The sequence below is a fragment of the Armatimonadota bacterium genome (assembly GCA_031459765.1).
GTDB classification, from domain to species: domain Bacteria; phylum Sysuimicrobiota; class Sysuimicrobiia; order Sysuimicrobiales; family Kaftiobacteriaceae; genus Kaftiobacterium; species Kaftiobacterium secundum.
Window position 1 is genome coordinate 12,638 of the sequence record JAVKHY010000012.1, and the last position, 14,978, is coordinate 27,615.

Annotated in this window: 14 protein-coding genes; 6 read left to right on the plus strand and 8 right to left on the minus strand. The window is 70.1% G+C overall.

Annotated elements, in window-relative coordinates; genetic code table 11:
* Nucleotides 1-11 precede the first annotated feature (11 nt).
* The 4 genes from cydB to QN141_11800 all read right to left on the minus strand — a co-directional run bounded on the left by cydB (nucleotide 12) and on the right by QN141_11800 (nucleotide 5,447).
* The gene (cydB, locus tag QN141_11785) at nucleotides 12-1,028 is read right to left on the minus strand and encodes a cytochrome d ubiquinol oxidase subunit II (protein ID MDR7559156.1); all 1,017 of its coding nucleotides are present in this window, start codon (nucleotides 1,026-1,028) and stop codon (nucleotides 12-14) included.
* A gap of 18 nt (nucleotides 1,029-1,046) precedes the next feature.
* Nucleotides 1,047-2,423 (minus strand): cytochrome ubiquinol oxidase subunit I, encoded by a 1,377-nt coding sequence (locus QN141_11790; protein MDR7559157.1) that lies wholly within the window; start codon nucleotides 2,421-2,423, stop codon nucleotides 1,047-1,049.
* Nucleotides 2,424-2,557: 134 nt separating this feature from the next.
* The gene (locus tag QN141_11795) at nucleotides 2,558-4,111 is read right to left on the minus strand and encodes an MBL fold metallo-hydrolase RNA specificity domain-containing protein (GenBank protein MDR7559158.1); all 1,554 of its coding nucleotides are present in this window, start codon (nucleotides 4,109-4,111) and stop codon (nucleotides 2,558-2,560) included.
* A 19-nt stretch (nucleotides 4,112-4,130) separates the two neighbouring features.
* Nucleotides 4,131-5,447, minus strand: coding sequence for a hypothetical protein (locus tag QN141_11800; GenBank protein MDR7559159.1), 1,317 nt, complete (start codon nucleotides 5,445-5,447; stop codon nucleotides 4,131-4,133).
* Nucleotides 5,448-5,615: 168 nt separating this feature from the next.
* Between QN141_11800 and QN141_11805 the strand changes: the two genes are divergently transcribed.
* Genes QN141_11805 through QN141_11830 form a run of 6 tightly spaced genes read left to right on the plus strand, consistent with a single transcriptional unit; the run spans nucleotide 5,616 to nucleotide 11,061 of the window.
* Nucleotides 5,616-6,875 carry an extracellular solute-binding protein gene (locus tag QN141_11805; GenBank protein ID MDR7559160.1) on the plus strand — a complete coding sequence of 420 codons (1,260 nt, stop codon included), beginning with the start codon at nucleotides 5,616-5,618 and terminating at the stop codon, nucleotides 6,873-6,875.
* Nucleotides 6,844-7,806, plus strand: coding sequence for a sugar ABC transporter permease (locus QN141_11810; GenBank protein ID MDR7559161.1), 963 nt, complete (start codon nucleotides 6,844-6,846; stop codon nucleotides 7,804-7,806). Before QN141_11805 ends, QN141_11810 begins: the two co-directional genes overlap by 32 nt.
* A 10-nt stretch (nucleotides 7,807-7,816) precedes the next feature.
* Complete coding sequence (locus tag QN141_11815; GenBank protein MDR7559162.1) at nucleotides 7,817-8,686, plus strand: carbohydrate ABC transporter permease; 870 nt, start codon at nucleotides 7,817-7,819, stop codon at nucleotides 8,684-8,686.
* Nucleotides 8,683-9,390 carry an N-acetylmannosamine-6-phosphate 2-epimerase gene (locus QN141_11820; protein ID MDR7559163.1) on the plus strand — a complete coding sequence of 236 codons (708 nt, stop codon included), beginning with the start codon at nucleotides 8,683-8,685 and terminating at the stop codon, nucleotides 9,388-9,390. Before QN141_11815 ends, QN141_11820 begins: the two co-directional genes overlap by 4 nt.
* 38 nt (nucleotides 9,391-9,428) lie before the next feature.
* A complete protein-coding gene (locus QN141_11825; protein ID MDR7559164.1) occupies nucleotides 9,429-10,412 on the plus strand; it encodes a BadF/BadG/BcrA/BcrD ATPase family protein in 984 nt (327 codons plus the stop codon).
* Between the two features lie 55 nt (nucleotides 10,413-10,467).
* Nucleotides 10,468-11,061 carry a DUF4389 domain-containing protein gene (locus tag QN141_11830; protein MDR7559165.1) on the plus strand — a complete coding sequence of 198 codons (594 nt, stop codon included), beginning with the start codon at nucleotides 10,468-10,470 and terminating at the stop codon, nucleotides 11,059-11,061.
* Here QN141_11830 and QN141_11835 read toward each other — a convergent pair.
* The 4 genes from QN141_11835 to QN141_11850 form a co-directional block, all read right to left on the minus strand.
* The gene (locus QN141_11835) at nucleotides 11,048-11,185 is read right to left on the minus strand and encodes a hypothetical protein (GenBank protein MDR7559166.1); all 138 of its coding nucleotides are present in this window, start codon (nucleotides 11,183-11,185) and stop codon (nucleotides 11,048-11,050) included. The genes QN141_11830 and QN141_11835 overlap by 14 nt on opposite strands.
* Nucleotides 11,185-11,469 (minus strand): type II toxin-antitoxin system prevent-host-death family antitoxin, encoded by a 285-nt coding sequence (locus QN141_11840; protein MDR7559167.1) that lies wholly within the window; start codon nucleotides 11,467-11,469, stop codon nucleotides 11,185-11,187. Before QN141_11840 ends, QN141_11835 begins: the two co-directional genes overlap by 1 nt.
* A gap of 83 nt (nucleotides 11,470-11,552) precedes the next feature.
* Nucleotides 11,553-12,584, minus strand: coding sequence for a tetratricopeptide repeat protein (locus QN141_11845; protein MDR7559168.1), 1,032 nt, complete (start codon nucleotides 12,582-12,584; stop codon nucleotides 11,553-11,555).
* A 56-nt stretch (nucleotides 12,585-12,640) separates the two neighbouring features.
* Nucleotides 12,641-14,923: a DEAD/DEAH box helicase gene (locus QN141_11850; GenBank protein MDR7559169.1), complete on the minus strand. Its 2,283-nt coding sequence runs from the start codon at nucleotides 14,921-14,923 to the stop codon at nucleotides 12,641-12,643.
* Between the last annotated feature and the right edge of the window lie 55 nt (nucleotides 14,924-14,978).

The following is a 14,978-nucleotide window of genomic DNA, read 5'->3' on the forward strand; positions in this document are numbered from 1 at the left end:
GGCCACGGAGGTCAGTAGGTCAGGGTCTCTGCTTTGGCCTCGACGCGCCTGCGGAAGACCCAGTAGGTCCAGCCCTGGTACAGGAGGACGATGGGGGTGAAGATCAGGGCCACGATCGTCATCACCTTCAGCGTGTAGGCGGACGAGGCGGCGCTGTAGATGGTCAGGCTCCACGCCGGGTTCAGGCTGGAGACCATCACGCGCGGATAGAGAATCATGAAGAAGGTGGTCGAGGTCAGGAGGATGGCCAGCGCCGTCGTGACGAAGGCCCAGCCGTCGCGCCGCCGGCTGACCAGCGCTCCGGTGAACAGGAGGGCGGCCGCGGCGCCGACCGGGACGGGCCCGGGGCTGACGCCGAGCCTGGCCAGGATGTCGGTGGCGCCATAGGTGGCGACCGTGAACGCCAGGGCGATGAACACGGTGGGAGCCCACAGCCGCCGGGCCGTAGCCCGGGCCCGGTCCTGCAGCTCGCCGGTCGTCCGCAGGCTGAGGAAGATCGCCCCGTACAGGGTGAAGACGGCCAGCAGCGCCAGCCCTCCCAGAAGCGCATAGGGGTTGAGGAGGGTGAGGACCCCGCCCACGTAGGTCATCCGGTCATCGATGGGCACCCCCCGTACCATGTTGGCGAAGGCCACGCCGAACACCAGCGCCGGCAGGAGGCTTCCGGCGAACAGGCACCAGTCCCACACCGCGCGCCAGCGGGGATCGCGGCGCTTGCTGCGGAACTCGAAGGCCACGCCGCGCACGATCAGCGCCAGCAGCACGACGAAGAGGGGCAGGTAGAAGCCGCTGAACAGCGTCGCATACCAGTGGGGGAAGGCGGCGAAGGTGGCGCCGCCCGCGGTGATCAACCACACCTCGTTGCCGTCCCAGAACGGGCCAATGGTGTTGATGATCGCCCGGCGCTGGAGGTCGGTGCGGCCGAGGAACGGCAGCAGCATCCCCACCCCGTAATCGAAGCCCTCGAGCAGGAAGAACCCCGTGTAGAGGACTCCGATCAGGACGAACCACAGCGTGTTCAGGTCCATCGCCTTCTCTCCCGCGCCTCACAGTTGCGCCGACGCCGTCGCCGGCCACTCCTCGATCGTCGCCGCGACGGTGCCCTGCCGGGCGAACCGGATCAGCAGGTAGGCGGTCACGACGGTCAGCAGGGTGTAGAGGGCCGTGAAGCCCACCAGCGAGAGCAGGACCGAGGCGGCGGAGACGTTGGGGGACAGGCCGGCCTCGGTCTTCAGCAGCCCCTGGACGATCCAGGGCTGCCGCCCGACTTCGGCGACGATCCACCCCGCCGTGTTCGCCAGGTAGGGCAGGACGATCGCCCAGGCGAAAACCGCCCCGGCGCGCCGGCTGAAGGTGAGTTGCTCCGCCATGACCTGGAAAATGGCATACACCGCCAGGGCCAGCAGCACGAACCCGGCGCCGACCATGGCCCGGAAGCTCCAGTACATGAGGACGGGGGGCGGGATGTAGTTTCCGGGACCGTACCGGGCCCGGGACTCGGCCTGCAGGTCGTTCATGCCCTTGACTTCGCCCGTGAGCTGGTTGTAGGCTAGTAGGCTCAACAGGCGGGGAATGCGGATGGCGAACACCTCGCGCCGCTGGCGCAGATCGCCGATGGTGAGGAGGGAGAAGGAGGCGGGGTTCTCGGATTCGAACAGCCCTTCCACCGCGGCAATCTTCATCGGCTGGACGACGGCTTTGTACCGCGCCTGCCGGTGCCCGTAGAAGATGGTCAGGCCGATGGCCATCAGCGCGACGATGCCGGCGATCTGGAAGGAACGGCGGAACAGCTCCACATGGAACTGCCGCGCCAGGTGATAGGCGCTGATCCCCAGGACGAAGAAGGCGGCGGTGGTGAAGGCGGCGGCTACGGTGTGGGGAAACTGCACCCAGAGGTGGGGGTTGAGGATCAAGGCGAAGAAATCGGTCATCTCGGCGCGCCCCCCGCGCACGATGAACCCCACCGGTTCCTGCATGAAGGAGTTGGCGGCGAGGATCCAGGTGGCCGAGATCGTCGTGGCCAGCGCCACCAGCCAGATCATCAGGAGGTGCAGCCGCCTGGACAGCGTCTCCCAGCCGAACAGCCACACCCCCAGGAAGGTGGACTCCAGGTAGAAGGCCAGCAGGGCTTCCACGGCCAGCGGCGCCCCGAAGACGTCGCCGACGAACCGTGAGTATTCGGACCAGTTCATTCCGAACTGGAACTCCTGCACAATGCCCGTAACCACACCCATGGCGAAGTTGATGAGGAGGAGCTTCCCCCAGAACTTCGTCATCTCTTTGTACACCTGCTGGCCGGTGCGGACGTAGATCGTTTCCATCAGCGCGACGAGGAAGGAGAGGCCGATGGTGAGGGGGACGAAGAAGAAGTGGAAGATCGTGGTCAGGGCGAACTGCCAGCGGGCGAGGATCAGAGCGTCCATCCCACTCCCCCTCCGTGTGCAACCGGTGAGGAGGGTGCTGCCGTGTACAGTGTTGGCCGGATCGGCGGGGCCCTCCTGCCGGGCAGTCCGTCGGATGACGGCAGACGGTCGGGACGAGATGTCCTCTCGCCGCGTCAGCCGACGGTGATGGGAACGCCGATCTCCGGCAGGAAGACCTCCATGTCCCCCAGCAGCGTCTCGGCGAAGCGCCGGGGGACCTCGGTGTGGACGGGGATGACGCGGGCCGGCGCGATCTCGTAGATCAGCTCCCGCAGCTCCCGGCCGCTGATGTGGCCGGAGGCGTGGAAGGGGGAGGCGCCCTCGGCCAGGCCGACGGGCGTCAGGTGGAAGCGGTCGATCCAGTTCCGCAGCCGCTGCAGTTCGAACTGCTGCTCCTCGTCGTGGGGCTCGCTCGCAGAGTAGATCCACCGCCCGCCCCGGGGGTCGATGTCCACCAGTTCGGCCACGTCGAAGAAGGAGAAGCAGCAGATGAACTCCCCGGGCGCGGCGCCGACGACGGCGGCGTCCACCTGCTCCGGATACCACTCCCGCACCCGCTCCACCCACGGCGCGGGCTTGAGCAGCGCCCGACGGTAGACGACGAGGTGCCGGTCGCTCTTCGGCGTCGGGATGGAGGGATCGACGGCGTGCATCGCCGTCAGCAGGTAGGCGTCCCGGTCGGTGACGGCCAGGCGCCGGCCGGTGCGGCGGGCGATCTCCAGGAAGGTCAGCAGCCGCTCGACGTTGCGCGGCCCGAAGTCGGCGACGACGAATTGTCCCGCCGCTTCGCGCACCGCGGCCAGACACGCCTCGCGCACCTGGTCCTCGCTGGCGCCCGGCTCTTGGCCGAAGTTGGTCCCTTCGCTCACCAGAGCCGCGGGCCGGAGCGCGGCCGCTTCCGTGACGAAGCGGTCGGTGAGTTCCCGCCGGCCTCCGTGCCGGCGCAGGTCGCCGGTGTAGACCACCCAGCCCGCCGAGGTCTCCACGGCGATGGCGGCCGCGCCATAGATGGAATGGTCCACGGGCAGGAAGCGCACGGCGCACCCGCCGATGCGGTCCACGGTGCGGAGGGTCTGCGGGGGAAAGTAGCGGCCCCGGGGCGCGGCCGGGGAGAGGTTCCAGAAGTCTTCGGGATCGGGGCGCACCCCGTCGGCGATCAGGTAGGTGCGCCGCTGATAGGGGAAGGCCCTGGGGTCGCCGGCGCCGATGGCGCCCTCGTCGCCGGCCACCCTGGGGACGGTGTAACACAGCTCCCCTTCGAACTGGTGCGCCCCGCAGTCCTGGATCGCCTTGGCCAGGTACGCCGTCATACCCGTGCTGACCACGGGAATCGCCGTATCGAGGAAGGAGATGTATCCGCAGTGGTCCAGATGGGCGTGGGAGAGGAGCACGGCGTCGGCGCGGCATTCGCGGTAGTACGGGGACCGCTGCGCGCGCTCCCAGGCCCGCCCGCCGGCGTCTTCCAGGTCGGAGCGGTAAATCCCGCGCAGGGGCGGCAGCAGGCCCATGTGGATGAGGTCCAGCAGCCCCGTGCGCGACCGCGGGGCCAGAAACTCCTCGTAGTACAGGGCGCGGGTGTGGAAGGGGGTGCCGAAATCCAGGAAGAGGGCCGTGCCGCCGTCCTCCAGGAGAATTTTGTTCCCGCCGATGGTGGCGGCGCCGTCGTAGACCGTGATCGAGACCGGCATCCCTCGCCTCCCTCCAGCCTCAGGCCGCGTCGCCGCAGCCGCAGCGGTCCTTGAAGCGGCAGAGCCTGAACATCCAGGAGGGGCAGGGCGGAAGGTCCTGGGGTGAGGCGTTGGACTCCAGCAGCGCCAGGCGGCGGTCGGCCTCCGCCGCGATGACGGGCAGATCCCTGAAGCCCACCTCGTAGACCATGAACTTGTCGCCGAGGAGCTCGTAGTACAGCACCAGCCGGCCCCGCTCGCGCCCGGTCAGGGCGCACTCGAAGGCCAGGCGGTCGAAGTAGTGGCCGAAGGCCTGGGGCAGGTAGCCGCGCTCGACCATCTCGCGGAACTTCGTGACGCGCAGCAAGGTCGGCACGTCGCGGAACATACCGACGCGGTCGCTCAGCGTCCGCAACCGGACCGGCCGGTTCTTGAAGGCGCCGGGGATCCCGAAGCGCAGCGCCTTGTACAGCGTGCCGCGGAAGCCGGCGCGCTCCAGCTCCTGCAGCCGCGCCTCCACGGCGCCGTCGGGTTCGTCCTCCTCGGCCGGCGTCTGACGTTCGTATGCCGACTTCCGGGGGAAGACCAGGTCGTTCAGCCGGTATCCCCGGGGCGGCGGGTCGGGCGCGGAGAGCTGCGCCAGCAGGGCGCCTTCCAGCGCCTCGTCCCGCTCGATGCGGTACCCGTCGGGCGGGACGACGCGGGCGGCCGGCGGAGCCGTCTCGCAGCCGCAGATCTCCGCGTAGTCGCAGTCGCGGCCGAACCATTCGCACTGGGGGAGTTGCGTCGGATCGCCGCGGTCGAGGGCCTCGCGCAGCAGGTCGCGCCGGCGCAGCATCTCGCTGCGGACGGCGTCGGATGCGGTGTACTGGACCCGGAAGGCGCGGAAGGCGCCCGGCCGGCCGATCTGCCCGCGGCGGTAGAGGAGCAGCCAGCCCGAGGAGGCCCCCGTCATCGTGCAGTACATGCCCAGCTGATCGAGGTGCGCGGGACGCGCCGCCTGCGGCGTCTCGGGGAGTGCCCCGGTCGTCTTCAGTTCGACGGGGACCTGTTCGTAGATATCGATCTTGCCGACGATCCCCTCATACTCGACGAACTGTTCCACGAATTCCTCGGTGGAGACGGCGCGGCCGAAGAGCTCGTGGAATCCGATGCCGGCCAGCATGAGCTGGGCGCGGTCGGGGGAGGGGCGGATGTCGGTCCGCGTCCATCGGAAGTAGGCCTGCCGGGGGTTGACGAGGTCGGTGACGGAGATGCGGCGCCGCTGGGACTGGCTCTGGATGGCCGCGGTCAGTTCGTCCTTGAGGGTGCGGTTGGCGTCGATCCCGCGGACGAAGGCGGCGGCGAAGGCGGCCACGGGGCTCCCCCGGTCTCAGGCATCTTTGCCGTATTTTAACAAGTCGGCGCCCGACCGGCCCAGGCCGCACCCGGCCGCCGCCGGAGCGAAGGGCACAGGACGCGTTGCCCGGCGGGGCGAAGGTGGTAATCGATTTCCCCGCGACTCGGAGCCGGGAGGTGGAAGACGGTGGGTCGGCGATGGCTGGTGGGGCTGGTGGTGCTGCTCCTGGTGGCCGCGCTCTTCCCCGGGACGGCGAGCGGGCAGGGCGCGGTGAAGCTCACCTTCTGGAGCTGGCGGGTTGAGGACAAATGGGCCTACGACCGGATGATCCGGGTGTTTCAGCAGAAGAACCCCGGCATCACGGTGGAGTTCATTCCCTTCAAGCAGACCGAGTACAATACCATTCTCTCCTCGGCGCTGACTGCGGGCAAGGGGCCGGACATCATCCACCTGCGGGCCTACGGGGGCCTGGAGACCTTCACGGCGCCCGGGTTCATCGCGCCGCTGGATTTCGAGACGGTGCCGGAACTCCGGACCTTCTCCCGGACGATCCTGGAAGGCGCCCGGGGGCGCAAGGACGGGAAGATCTACGGCGTCCCCTTCGCCAGCCAGACGCTGGTCATCTACTACAACAAGAAGATCTTCGCCCGGCACAACCTGACCGTGCCCAGGACCTGGGATGAGTTCCTGGCGCTGATGAAGACCCTGAAGGACCAGGGCGTCCTGCCCCTGGCCAACGGCGGGAAGGACGGCTGGACCCTGGAGGTCATGGCCGGGGTGATCGCGCCCAACTTCTACGGCGGCACCGCCTTCTTCGACGCGGTGACGCGGGGGCAGACCTCCTTCAAGGATCCGGCCTTCACGGGCGCCCTGGCCCGGCTGCTGGAACTGCGCCCCTACATGCACCCCAACTTCATGGGCGTGGACTACGCCACGATGCAGCAGTTGTTCATCAACGAGCAGGCGGCGATGTTCATCGGCGGGTCGTGGGAGATCGGCTTCTTCCGCGCCCAGAACAAGAATCTCGAGTTCGACGTCTTCGCCGCGCCTCCGCTGAAGGCGGGACAGACGCCCTGGGTGTCGTCCTTCAACGACGGGAACTACGGGATCAACGCCAAGACGCCCTACATGGAGGCGGCCCTGAAGTTCATCCGCTTCACCGCCACCCGGGAGTTCGGCCAGATGTTCACCGACCTCCTGGCGCAGAACTCCGCGGTGCCCGGCGTGGTGATCAAGGATCCGGTGCTCAAGCGCGTGCAGGAGCTGAACCGGAAGGCCACGCCCTACATCATGCTGGTGGGATTCCGCTGGCAGGCGCCGACGGGCTCCACCCTGCTGCAGAGCGGGCTGCAGGCGATGATGGCCGGGACGAAGACCCCGGAGCAGGTGGGCGAGGAGGTCACCCGAGGGCTCAGTGTCTGGTTCGACCCCTTCCGCGGGCGCTAGACGGCGCCGCGGGCTGAGTCTGCGGACGGGACGGCGGCTGTGGCTGGTCTTCTTTCTGGCCCCGGCCACCGTCCTGTTCGCCGTCTTCATCACCTACCCGATCCTCTCCGCTCTGGCCTTCAGCCTCTACGGCTGGGAGGGGATCGGCCGGCGGGGCTTCGTCGGCCTGCACAACTTCGTCCGGCTCTTTGCCACCTATCCCTATGCCGGCCTGCTGGTCAACGCCTTCTGGCACAACACCGTGGTTTTCGTCGTGACGATGCTGATCCAGAACGTGGTGGCCCTCGCCCTGGCCCTGCTCCTGGCCCGGGGCCCGTGGGGCGCCAGAGTCTACCGTGTGATCTTCTTCCTGCCCGTCACGCTCTCGCTGGTCATCGTCGGGTTCCTGTGGGCGCTGTTCCTGAACCCGGTCTTCGGCCTGGTCAACCGGCTGCTGGCGGCGGCGCACCTGGGCGCCCTGGCCCGCCCCTGGCTCGGCGACCCGCAGACCGCGCTGCTGACGTTGATCCTGATCAACGCCTGGCGCTGGCTGGGGTTCCCCACCATCGTCTTCCTGGCCGGGATCAACGCCATCCCGGAGGAGTACCTCGAGGCGGCGCGCATCGACGGGGCCGGCGAGTGGGCCGTGACGCGCCACGTCATCTTCCCCCTGCTGGCCCCGCAGGTGACGATCATCGTCCTGCTCACCTTCATCGGGTCCTTCAACTGGTTCGAGCTGCCCTATGTGGTGCAGGGCGTCTCCGGGGGCCCGAACCGATCCACGGACGTGTTGAGCTTGTTCTTCTACCGGATGGCCTTCGGCGAGGTGGACACCGGGTTGCAGGACATCGGGATCGGCTCGGCCATCGCCGTGCTGATGTTCATCCTGCTCGTCACCGTCTCCGCCGTGGGGGCGGTGTTCCTGCGGCGACGCGAGGTGGAGCTGGCATGAGGGGCCGGCGGTGAGCCCGCCGCCGGCCTGGGGCGGCGCCGGACGGGAGGGGCCGGGGCGACCGCGGGGGTGGGCCCCGGCGATCCAGGCCGTCCTGTTGGCCAACGCCGTCCTCGTGCTGGCCCCGATGGTGATCATGACCCTCTCCGCCTTCAAGTCCACGCGGGAAATCTTCCAGAACCCCTTCGGGCTCCCGGTGGTCTGGCGGTTGGAGAACTTCGGCCGGGTCTGGGTGGAGGCGCACTTCGCCCTGTACTTCCGCAACAGCCTCCTGGTCACCGCCGCCTCGATCCTGATCATCCTGGCCTTCGGGGCCATGGCCGGCTACGCCCTGGGGCGCTTCCGCTTCGGCGGCGGCGACCTCCTCTATCTGTATTTCCTGAGCGGGCTGATGCTGCCGGTCCGCCTGGGCATCATCCCGCTGTTCATCCTGATGCGCGACCTGCGCCTGCTGGACACCCTGTGGTCGCTGATCCTGATCTACGCCGCCTCGGGGCTGCCCAGTGCCGTCTTCATCCTCACCGGCTTCTTCCGCGCGCTGCCCGGGGACCTGGACAGCGCGGCCCGGATCGACGGCGCCGGCGAGTGGCTGATCTTCCGCCGGATCATGCTCCCCCTGGTGCGGCCGGCGCTGGTCATCGTCACGGTGTACAACCTCATCCCGGTCTGGAACGACTTCTTCTTCCCGCTGGTCTTCATCCAGAGCGACCGGTGGAAGACGCTGCCCCTGGGGATGACGGCCTTCTTCGGCCAGTACTACACCGACTGGGCGACGCTCTTCGCCGGGCTCACCCTGGCCGCGGTGCCCGTCGTGGCGCTGTACGCCGTGCTCTCCCAGCACTTCATCCGGGGCCTCACCGCCGGCGCGGTGAAGGGATGACGGACGCCGACGCCGGCGCGGCCGGACTCCTGGCGCGGCTGCGGGGCGGGCTGATCGTCTCCTGCCAGGCCCGGGCCGGACATCCGCTGCACGACAGCGTCGTGATCAGGGCGCTGGCGCGGGCGGCCGAGGTCGGCGGCGCGGCCGGGCTGCGGATCAACGGCGAGGCGGACATCCGCGCCGTGCGGGAGGCGGTGGACCTCCCGATCATCGGCATCCGCAAGGTCTGGACGCCGGGGACGGCGGTCTACATCACGCCGACCGTCGCCGACGCCGCGGCCGTGGCCGCGGCGGGGGCCGACATCATCGCCCTCGACGCGACGGCGCGTCCCCGGAGCGGCGGGAGCGAGGTCGAGGAGCTGATCCCGCGGATCAGGCGGGAACTTGGAAAGCCCGTGATGGCCGATATCTCGACGCTCGAGGAGGGCCGGCGGGCCGAGGCGCTGGGCGCCGACCTTGTGGCCACGACCCTGGCCGGCTACACCGGCGGGCCGGTCCCCGAGGAGCCCGACCTCGACCTGGTCGCGGAACTGGCGCGCGCGCTGCGCGTCCCGGTCGTGGCTGAGGGGCGCTACCGCACGCCGGAGCAGGTGGTGGCCGCCTTTCGGGCCGGGGCGTTTGCGGTCGTCGTCGGCCGGGCCATCACCGATGCCCTCGACCTCACCCGGCGTTTCGTCGAGGCAATCGCCCGATCGCGCCGGTGAGCGCGCGCAGGGATGAGCGCCCCCACAAGGATGGAGGGATGCCGGCCATGACCGGCGTCATCGTCGCGGGGATCGACGCCGGCGCCTCTTCCACGACCTGCGTCATCGCCGACGGCGCGGGGCGCGTGCTCGGCGTCGGCCGCGGCGGCCCCATCGACCACCTCTTTCGTCCTTCCGGACGCCGCCGCACCCGGGTCGCCCTAAAAGAAGCGATCGGCCGGGCCACACAACGGGCCCGGCTCGGCCGTCCTCCGGACGCCGTCGTGGCGGGGTTGACGGGGCTGGAGCCGGGGTCCGCGGAGTCTCGCGCTGCCGTCCGCATGATCCAAGGGTTGACCCGGGCCAGGGTTGTCGTCGCCACCTGGGATGCCGAGATCGCCCTGGCCGGGGCCGGCACCGGCCGCCCGGGGGTCGTGGTCATCGCCGGGACGGGGTCGGTGGCCCTCGGCCGGAACCGGCGGGGGAAGAGGGCTCGCGCCGGTGGCTACGGCTTTCTGATCGACGACGCAGGCGGGGGCGTGGCCGTCGGGCAGGCGGCGCTGCGGGCGGCACTGAGGAGCCAGGACGGGCGCGGCCCGAAGACGCGTCTGGCCGCCCTGATCCGGCGGCGCCTGGGGTCGTGGTCCGCGATCCGCCGCCGGGTGTACGGCGAAGGGGGAGGCCGCCCGCTGCTGGCCTCGCTGGCTCCGCTGGTCGTCGCCGCGGCGCGCTCCGGCGATCCCGTGGCGCGGTCCATCCTGGCTGAAGCGGGTTACTCCCTGGCCGCTCTGGCCGCCGCCGTGGCCAGGCGCCTGCGGATGACGCGGGCCCCCTTTCCCGTGTACACCGTCGGCGGAGTGTTCTCTGCCGGGCCGCTGGTGCGCGATCCGATGCGCCGCGCCCTGCGCCGCATCGTCCCGCGCGCCGTCCTCTCCCCTCCGGAGTCTGCGCCCGTCGTCGGCGCGGTGGTGATGGCGCTGGAGCGGGCCGGCGTCGTCGCCGACGCCGCCCTCCGTCGGCGCCTGGCCCGTCTCCGACTTTGAAGGTTCCACCCCCGGGAAATCCGAAGAACGCGGAAAACATCGAGGAGGGGACGACATGGCGACGCAGGCGGCAGCGGCGCCGGCGGCCTACCCGCTGCGGTTCGACGTGCAGTACCCCGCGCGTCTGTCGCGCGGGCTCATCTTTGTGAAGTGGCTCCTGGCCATCCCCCACTTTCTGATCCTCAACGCCCTGGGGAACTTCCAGGGCGCGATCACCCTCCTGGCCTTCTTCGCCATCCTGTTCACGCGGCGATACCCGCCGACGCTGTTCCAGTTCTACGTCAAGGCCGCGCGCTGGGCGGCGAACGTCGTCGCCTACTTCGGGCTCTTCTCCGACGACTACCCGCCCTTCGACTGGGAGGCCGGCTGCTACCCGCCGGTGACCTTCGAGGTAGACTACCCGCAGCAGCTCTCGCGCTGGATGATCTTCGTCAAGTGGCTGCTGGCGCTGCCCCACTACGTTGTCCTGGCCGTGCTCTACGTCGTCGGCATCTTCGCCTGGCTCATCGCCTGGTTCGCCATCCTCTTCACCGGCCGGTTCCCGCGGGGGCTGTTCGACTTCCTGGTGGGTCTCCTTCGCTGGAGCTTCCGGGTCGGGGCCTACGTCCTGCTGCTGCGCGACGAGTACCCGCCCTTCAGTACGGCCTGATGCGCACCACGGCGAATCCCAGCGTGCCCGCGGCGAGGGCCAGGGCGCGGTCGAGGCAGACGAAGGACCGACCGCGGGGACGTTCCCGGCACCAGACCAAGGCCGCAGCCAGCTGGAACGGCATCAGGGTCTTCCTCTGGCCCACCTGACCGCCATGGCGACCCGCCGGGCCGGAGCGCGGGGCATGGGGAGCTTCCAGAAGCTGGCGGTGAGCGGAGCATCCGCGGGTCGAAGCAGGCCGGCGGCGACCAGGGCCTCTTCTTCCAGACCCCGGTCCTGGCCGGTCAGGGGAACGATTTTCGCAATGGGCCTGCGTCGGTCACGGATGAGGATCTCCTCCCCTTCCCGGACCCGATCGAGGTAGGCGCTCAGCCTGTTCTTCAGTTCGGCGATATTCACCGCGCGCACGGCCGCCCTCCGTCAGACATGGCTATCATAGCCAGGTAGTCTCAGGAGGGCAAGACCGACGGCGTAGGGATGACCGGGGCGGGCTATGCCCCGCCTTTGCGCAGCAGGCGCGCGCGGCGGTGCAGCAGGCGCGGCCGGGCCGGGGCCGCGCCGTCGAGATGGGCCAGGGCCTGCTCGGTGTGGAGGAGGGCGCGAGAGGCGTCGCCCAGTTCCCACTCCCAGATCATGGCCAGCCGCTCCAGGACCAGCCAGCGGGGGAGCCGGCCCGCCTGCAGCTCTCCCTCCCAGAGATCCAGCAGGTCCCCGAGCCGTCCGGTGCGCCGGTAGTGGCGGGCCAGCGCCGTGACGACCCGCCGCCGCGGCGCCGGCTGGTCCTCGTCGAGCAGCGCCCGGCGGTAGCAGTCCGCCGCCTTGCCGGGCTCGCCGCGCGCGTCCAGCAGCGCCCCCAGTCCCGCCCAGTCCACCGCCGCAGGGATCCGTTGCGGCTGCGTCAGCACCTCTCCGGCCATTCCGTGGAGGGAGAGCAGAGACAGCAGGTCGGCCGCGTTGTGGGCGAAGACCGGTTCCACGACCTCCGGGTCGCCGGTCTGGAGGTACTGCACATAGAGCGAGGGGATCATCCACCCTGCCACATCGTCGACCCGGTCCACCTGCAGGATGCGTTGCTCCAGCAGGGCCAGGCTGTAGCCGCCGAGGCGTCGGTGCCACAGCCGGCGGGCCAGCGTCATCAGGTCGAGGTGGTGGCGCGCCTCGAGGTCGCAGCGCAGCCGCGAGAGCAGGAAGCGGGTCTGCAGCAGCGGCAGGTCGAAGCGGGCGCCGTTGAAGGTGACCAGCGCGTCGCACGGCGCCAGACCCTCCAGGACGGCCTCCAGCATCTCCCGCTCCCCGCCCAGATCCCGCAGGAAGTAGTGGGTGACGACGAACTCCCCGTCGTCGAACTGTCCGATCCCGACCAGGAAGACATAGGTACCGGTGCCCCCGGCCAGGCCCGTGGTCTCGGTGTCGAGCCAGGCGATGCGCTCCCCCGGCGGGCCGACGACGCGGCCGATCCGGGCGGCGGCCTCCAGCGGGAGACGGCCGTGCACGTGATCGACCGGCCACGCGCGGCGGCGCACCTCGAAAGCCGGTGGGGCAGCGGGGCGGAGGCGGGAGATCGCGGGGAGGGCCACGGTCATTCCCCGGCGGCGGCCGTCGCGGGCCTACGGGAGGCGCGCAGGATCTCCACGGCGTCGGCCTTGCCGGTATCGCCCACTTCGAGGACCGGCCCCACACAGGAGGGGCACCCGCGGTCGCAGGCGCAACCGTCGACGAGCTCGATCGCCGCGCGCACCAGCTCGTCGTGCAGGCGGAACATCCGCTCGGCGAGGCCCACCCCGCCGGGGACGCGCTCATAGAGGTAGATCGTGGGATGACCGGTGTGCGGGGAGCGGATCTCGTAGACCCGGCCGAGGTCGTTCGGGTCGGCCATCAGATACAGCGGCGCGATGTTCAACAACGCGTGGGAGAGGGCGGCCAGCGCCCCCTGCAGGCGCGGATTGGCCCATCCTCCGGCGAGCGCCGGCGGCAGCACCCACCAGGCGGCGGTGGTGTGCATCGTCGTCTCGGGGAGGGCGATCCGGCCCCAGCCGATGTTCTCCTGGGTGAAGAGTTTGAGCTTCTTGAAGATCGTCGGCCGGAAGGTCACCGCCACGTCGCCGTGGGCCCGCGGCAGCAGGTCGCGGACGGCGCCGTCCTCCCGCAGGACGTGGATACCGACGGCGATCTCGGCGTCGGTGTAGTAGTCCACGTCCACCTGTTTGACGTGCGCCCGGCGCTGTTCCCAGTCCAGCCGCTCCACGTGATACTGCCGGCCGAGGTGGAGGTAGATGGCATCCTCGTGCACCAGGGCCGGCGCCGAGGCCAGATCCACCTCGCCGACGACCTCGGGTTTCGGCGCGGTTTCGTCGATAATGACGACGTTCTCGGTGGAGGCCGAGCGCAGGCTCACCTCCTCGGCGGGGAAGCGCTCGGCGATGTAGTGCCAGCGCCGTCCGTCGCAGTGCACGATCTTCTGCGCGGCCAGGGCCTGCAGGATTCCGACCGGGGGCTCCGCGCCGTAGGGTTCGTCCACCCCCAGGGGCAGTTCGAAGGCGGCGCACTTCAGGTGACTGGTCAGCACCAGCGGGTTGTCGGGGTTGATCAGCGCCTGCTCCGGCGAGTGCTCGAAGAAGTACTCGGGGTGGCGCACGATGTACTGGTCGAGGGGATCGCTCGTGGCCACCAGGAACGCCGCGGACAGGTCGCGGCCCCGTCCGGCCCGGCCCATCTGCTGCCAGGTCGAGGCGATCGTGCCGGGGTAGCCGGCCAGGATGGCCGCGCCGAGCTGGCCGATGTCGATCCCCAGCTCCAGCGCGTTGGTCGCCGCCACGACCTGGACCGTACCCTCCCGCAGTCCCCGTTCGATGGCCCGCCGCTCGCCGGGGAGGTAGCCGGCGCGGTAGCCCTGGATCGCGTCGGGGTCGCGGCCGTGGTCGCGGGCCAAATCCTTCAGGTACGTCGTGAGCAGTTCCGCGGCGAGGCGGCTGCGGCCGAAGACGATGGTCGGGATGCCGCCGTGGATCAGGTCGGCGGCCAGGTCCCGCACTTCCATCAGGGTGTCGCGGCGGATGCCGAGTTCGCGGTTCACCAGCGGCGGGTTGATGAAGGCGATGACCTTCTCGCCGCCGGGGGCGCCGGTCCGGTCGATGAGGGTGACCGGCGCGCCGATGAGACGCTCGGCGTGCTCCCGCGGGTTGCCGATCGTGGCGCTGGTGCCGATGAACTGGGGGCGGCTGCCGTAGAAGGCGCAGATCCGCCGCAGCCGGCGCAGCACGTTGGCCACATGGCTGCCGAAGACGCCGCGGTACTGGTGCAGCTCGTCGATCACGACGTAGCGCAGGTTCTCGAACAGCCGCAGCCACTTGGTGTGGTGGGGCAGGATCGCGGTGTGCAACATGTCGGGATTGGTGACCACGATGTGGCCGGCGGCGCGGATGGCGCGGCGCGCCGAGGCCGGGGTGTCGCCGTCGTAGGTGAAGGTCTTGATCTCCCGGCCCAGCAGGCCCACCAGCCCCTGCAGCTCGTCCACCTGGTCGGCGGAGAGCGCCTTGGTCGGGAAGAGGTAGAGCGCGCGCGTCTCGGGCTCGCGCAGGATGCGCTCCAGGACCGGGAGGTTGTAGCACAGCGTCTTGCCGCTGGCGGTGGGCGTGACAACGGCGATGTGGGCCCCGCCGCGCACCGCGTCGTAGGCCTCGCCCTGGTGCGCGTAGAGCTGCTCGATCCCCCGACGGCGGAGGGCGGAGACCAGCGCCGGGTCTAGGCCCTCCGGGAACGGGACGTACCGCGGCGGCCGGGCGGGGATCTCCCGCCAGGCGGCGATCCGGGACGAGCGATGGGGATCGTGGAAGAGGCGGTCGAGGATCTGACGCAGGGTCACCGGCGCCCTCCAAAGTGGTAGGCAGATTGGTCGAACTGGTGTTCGCTATGGCCTG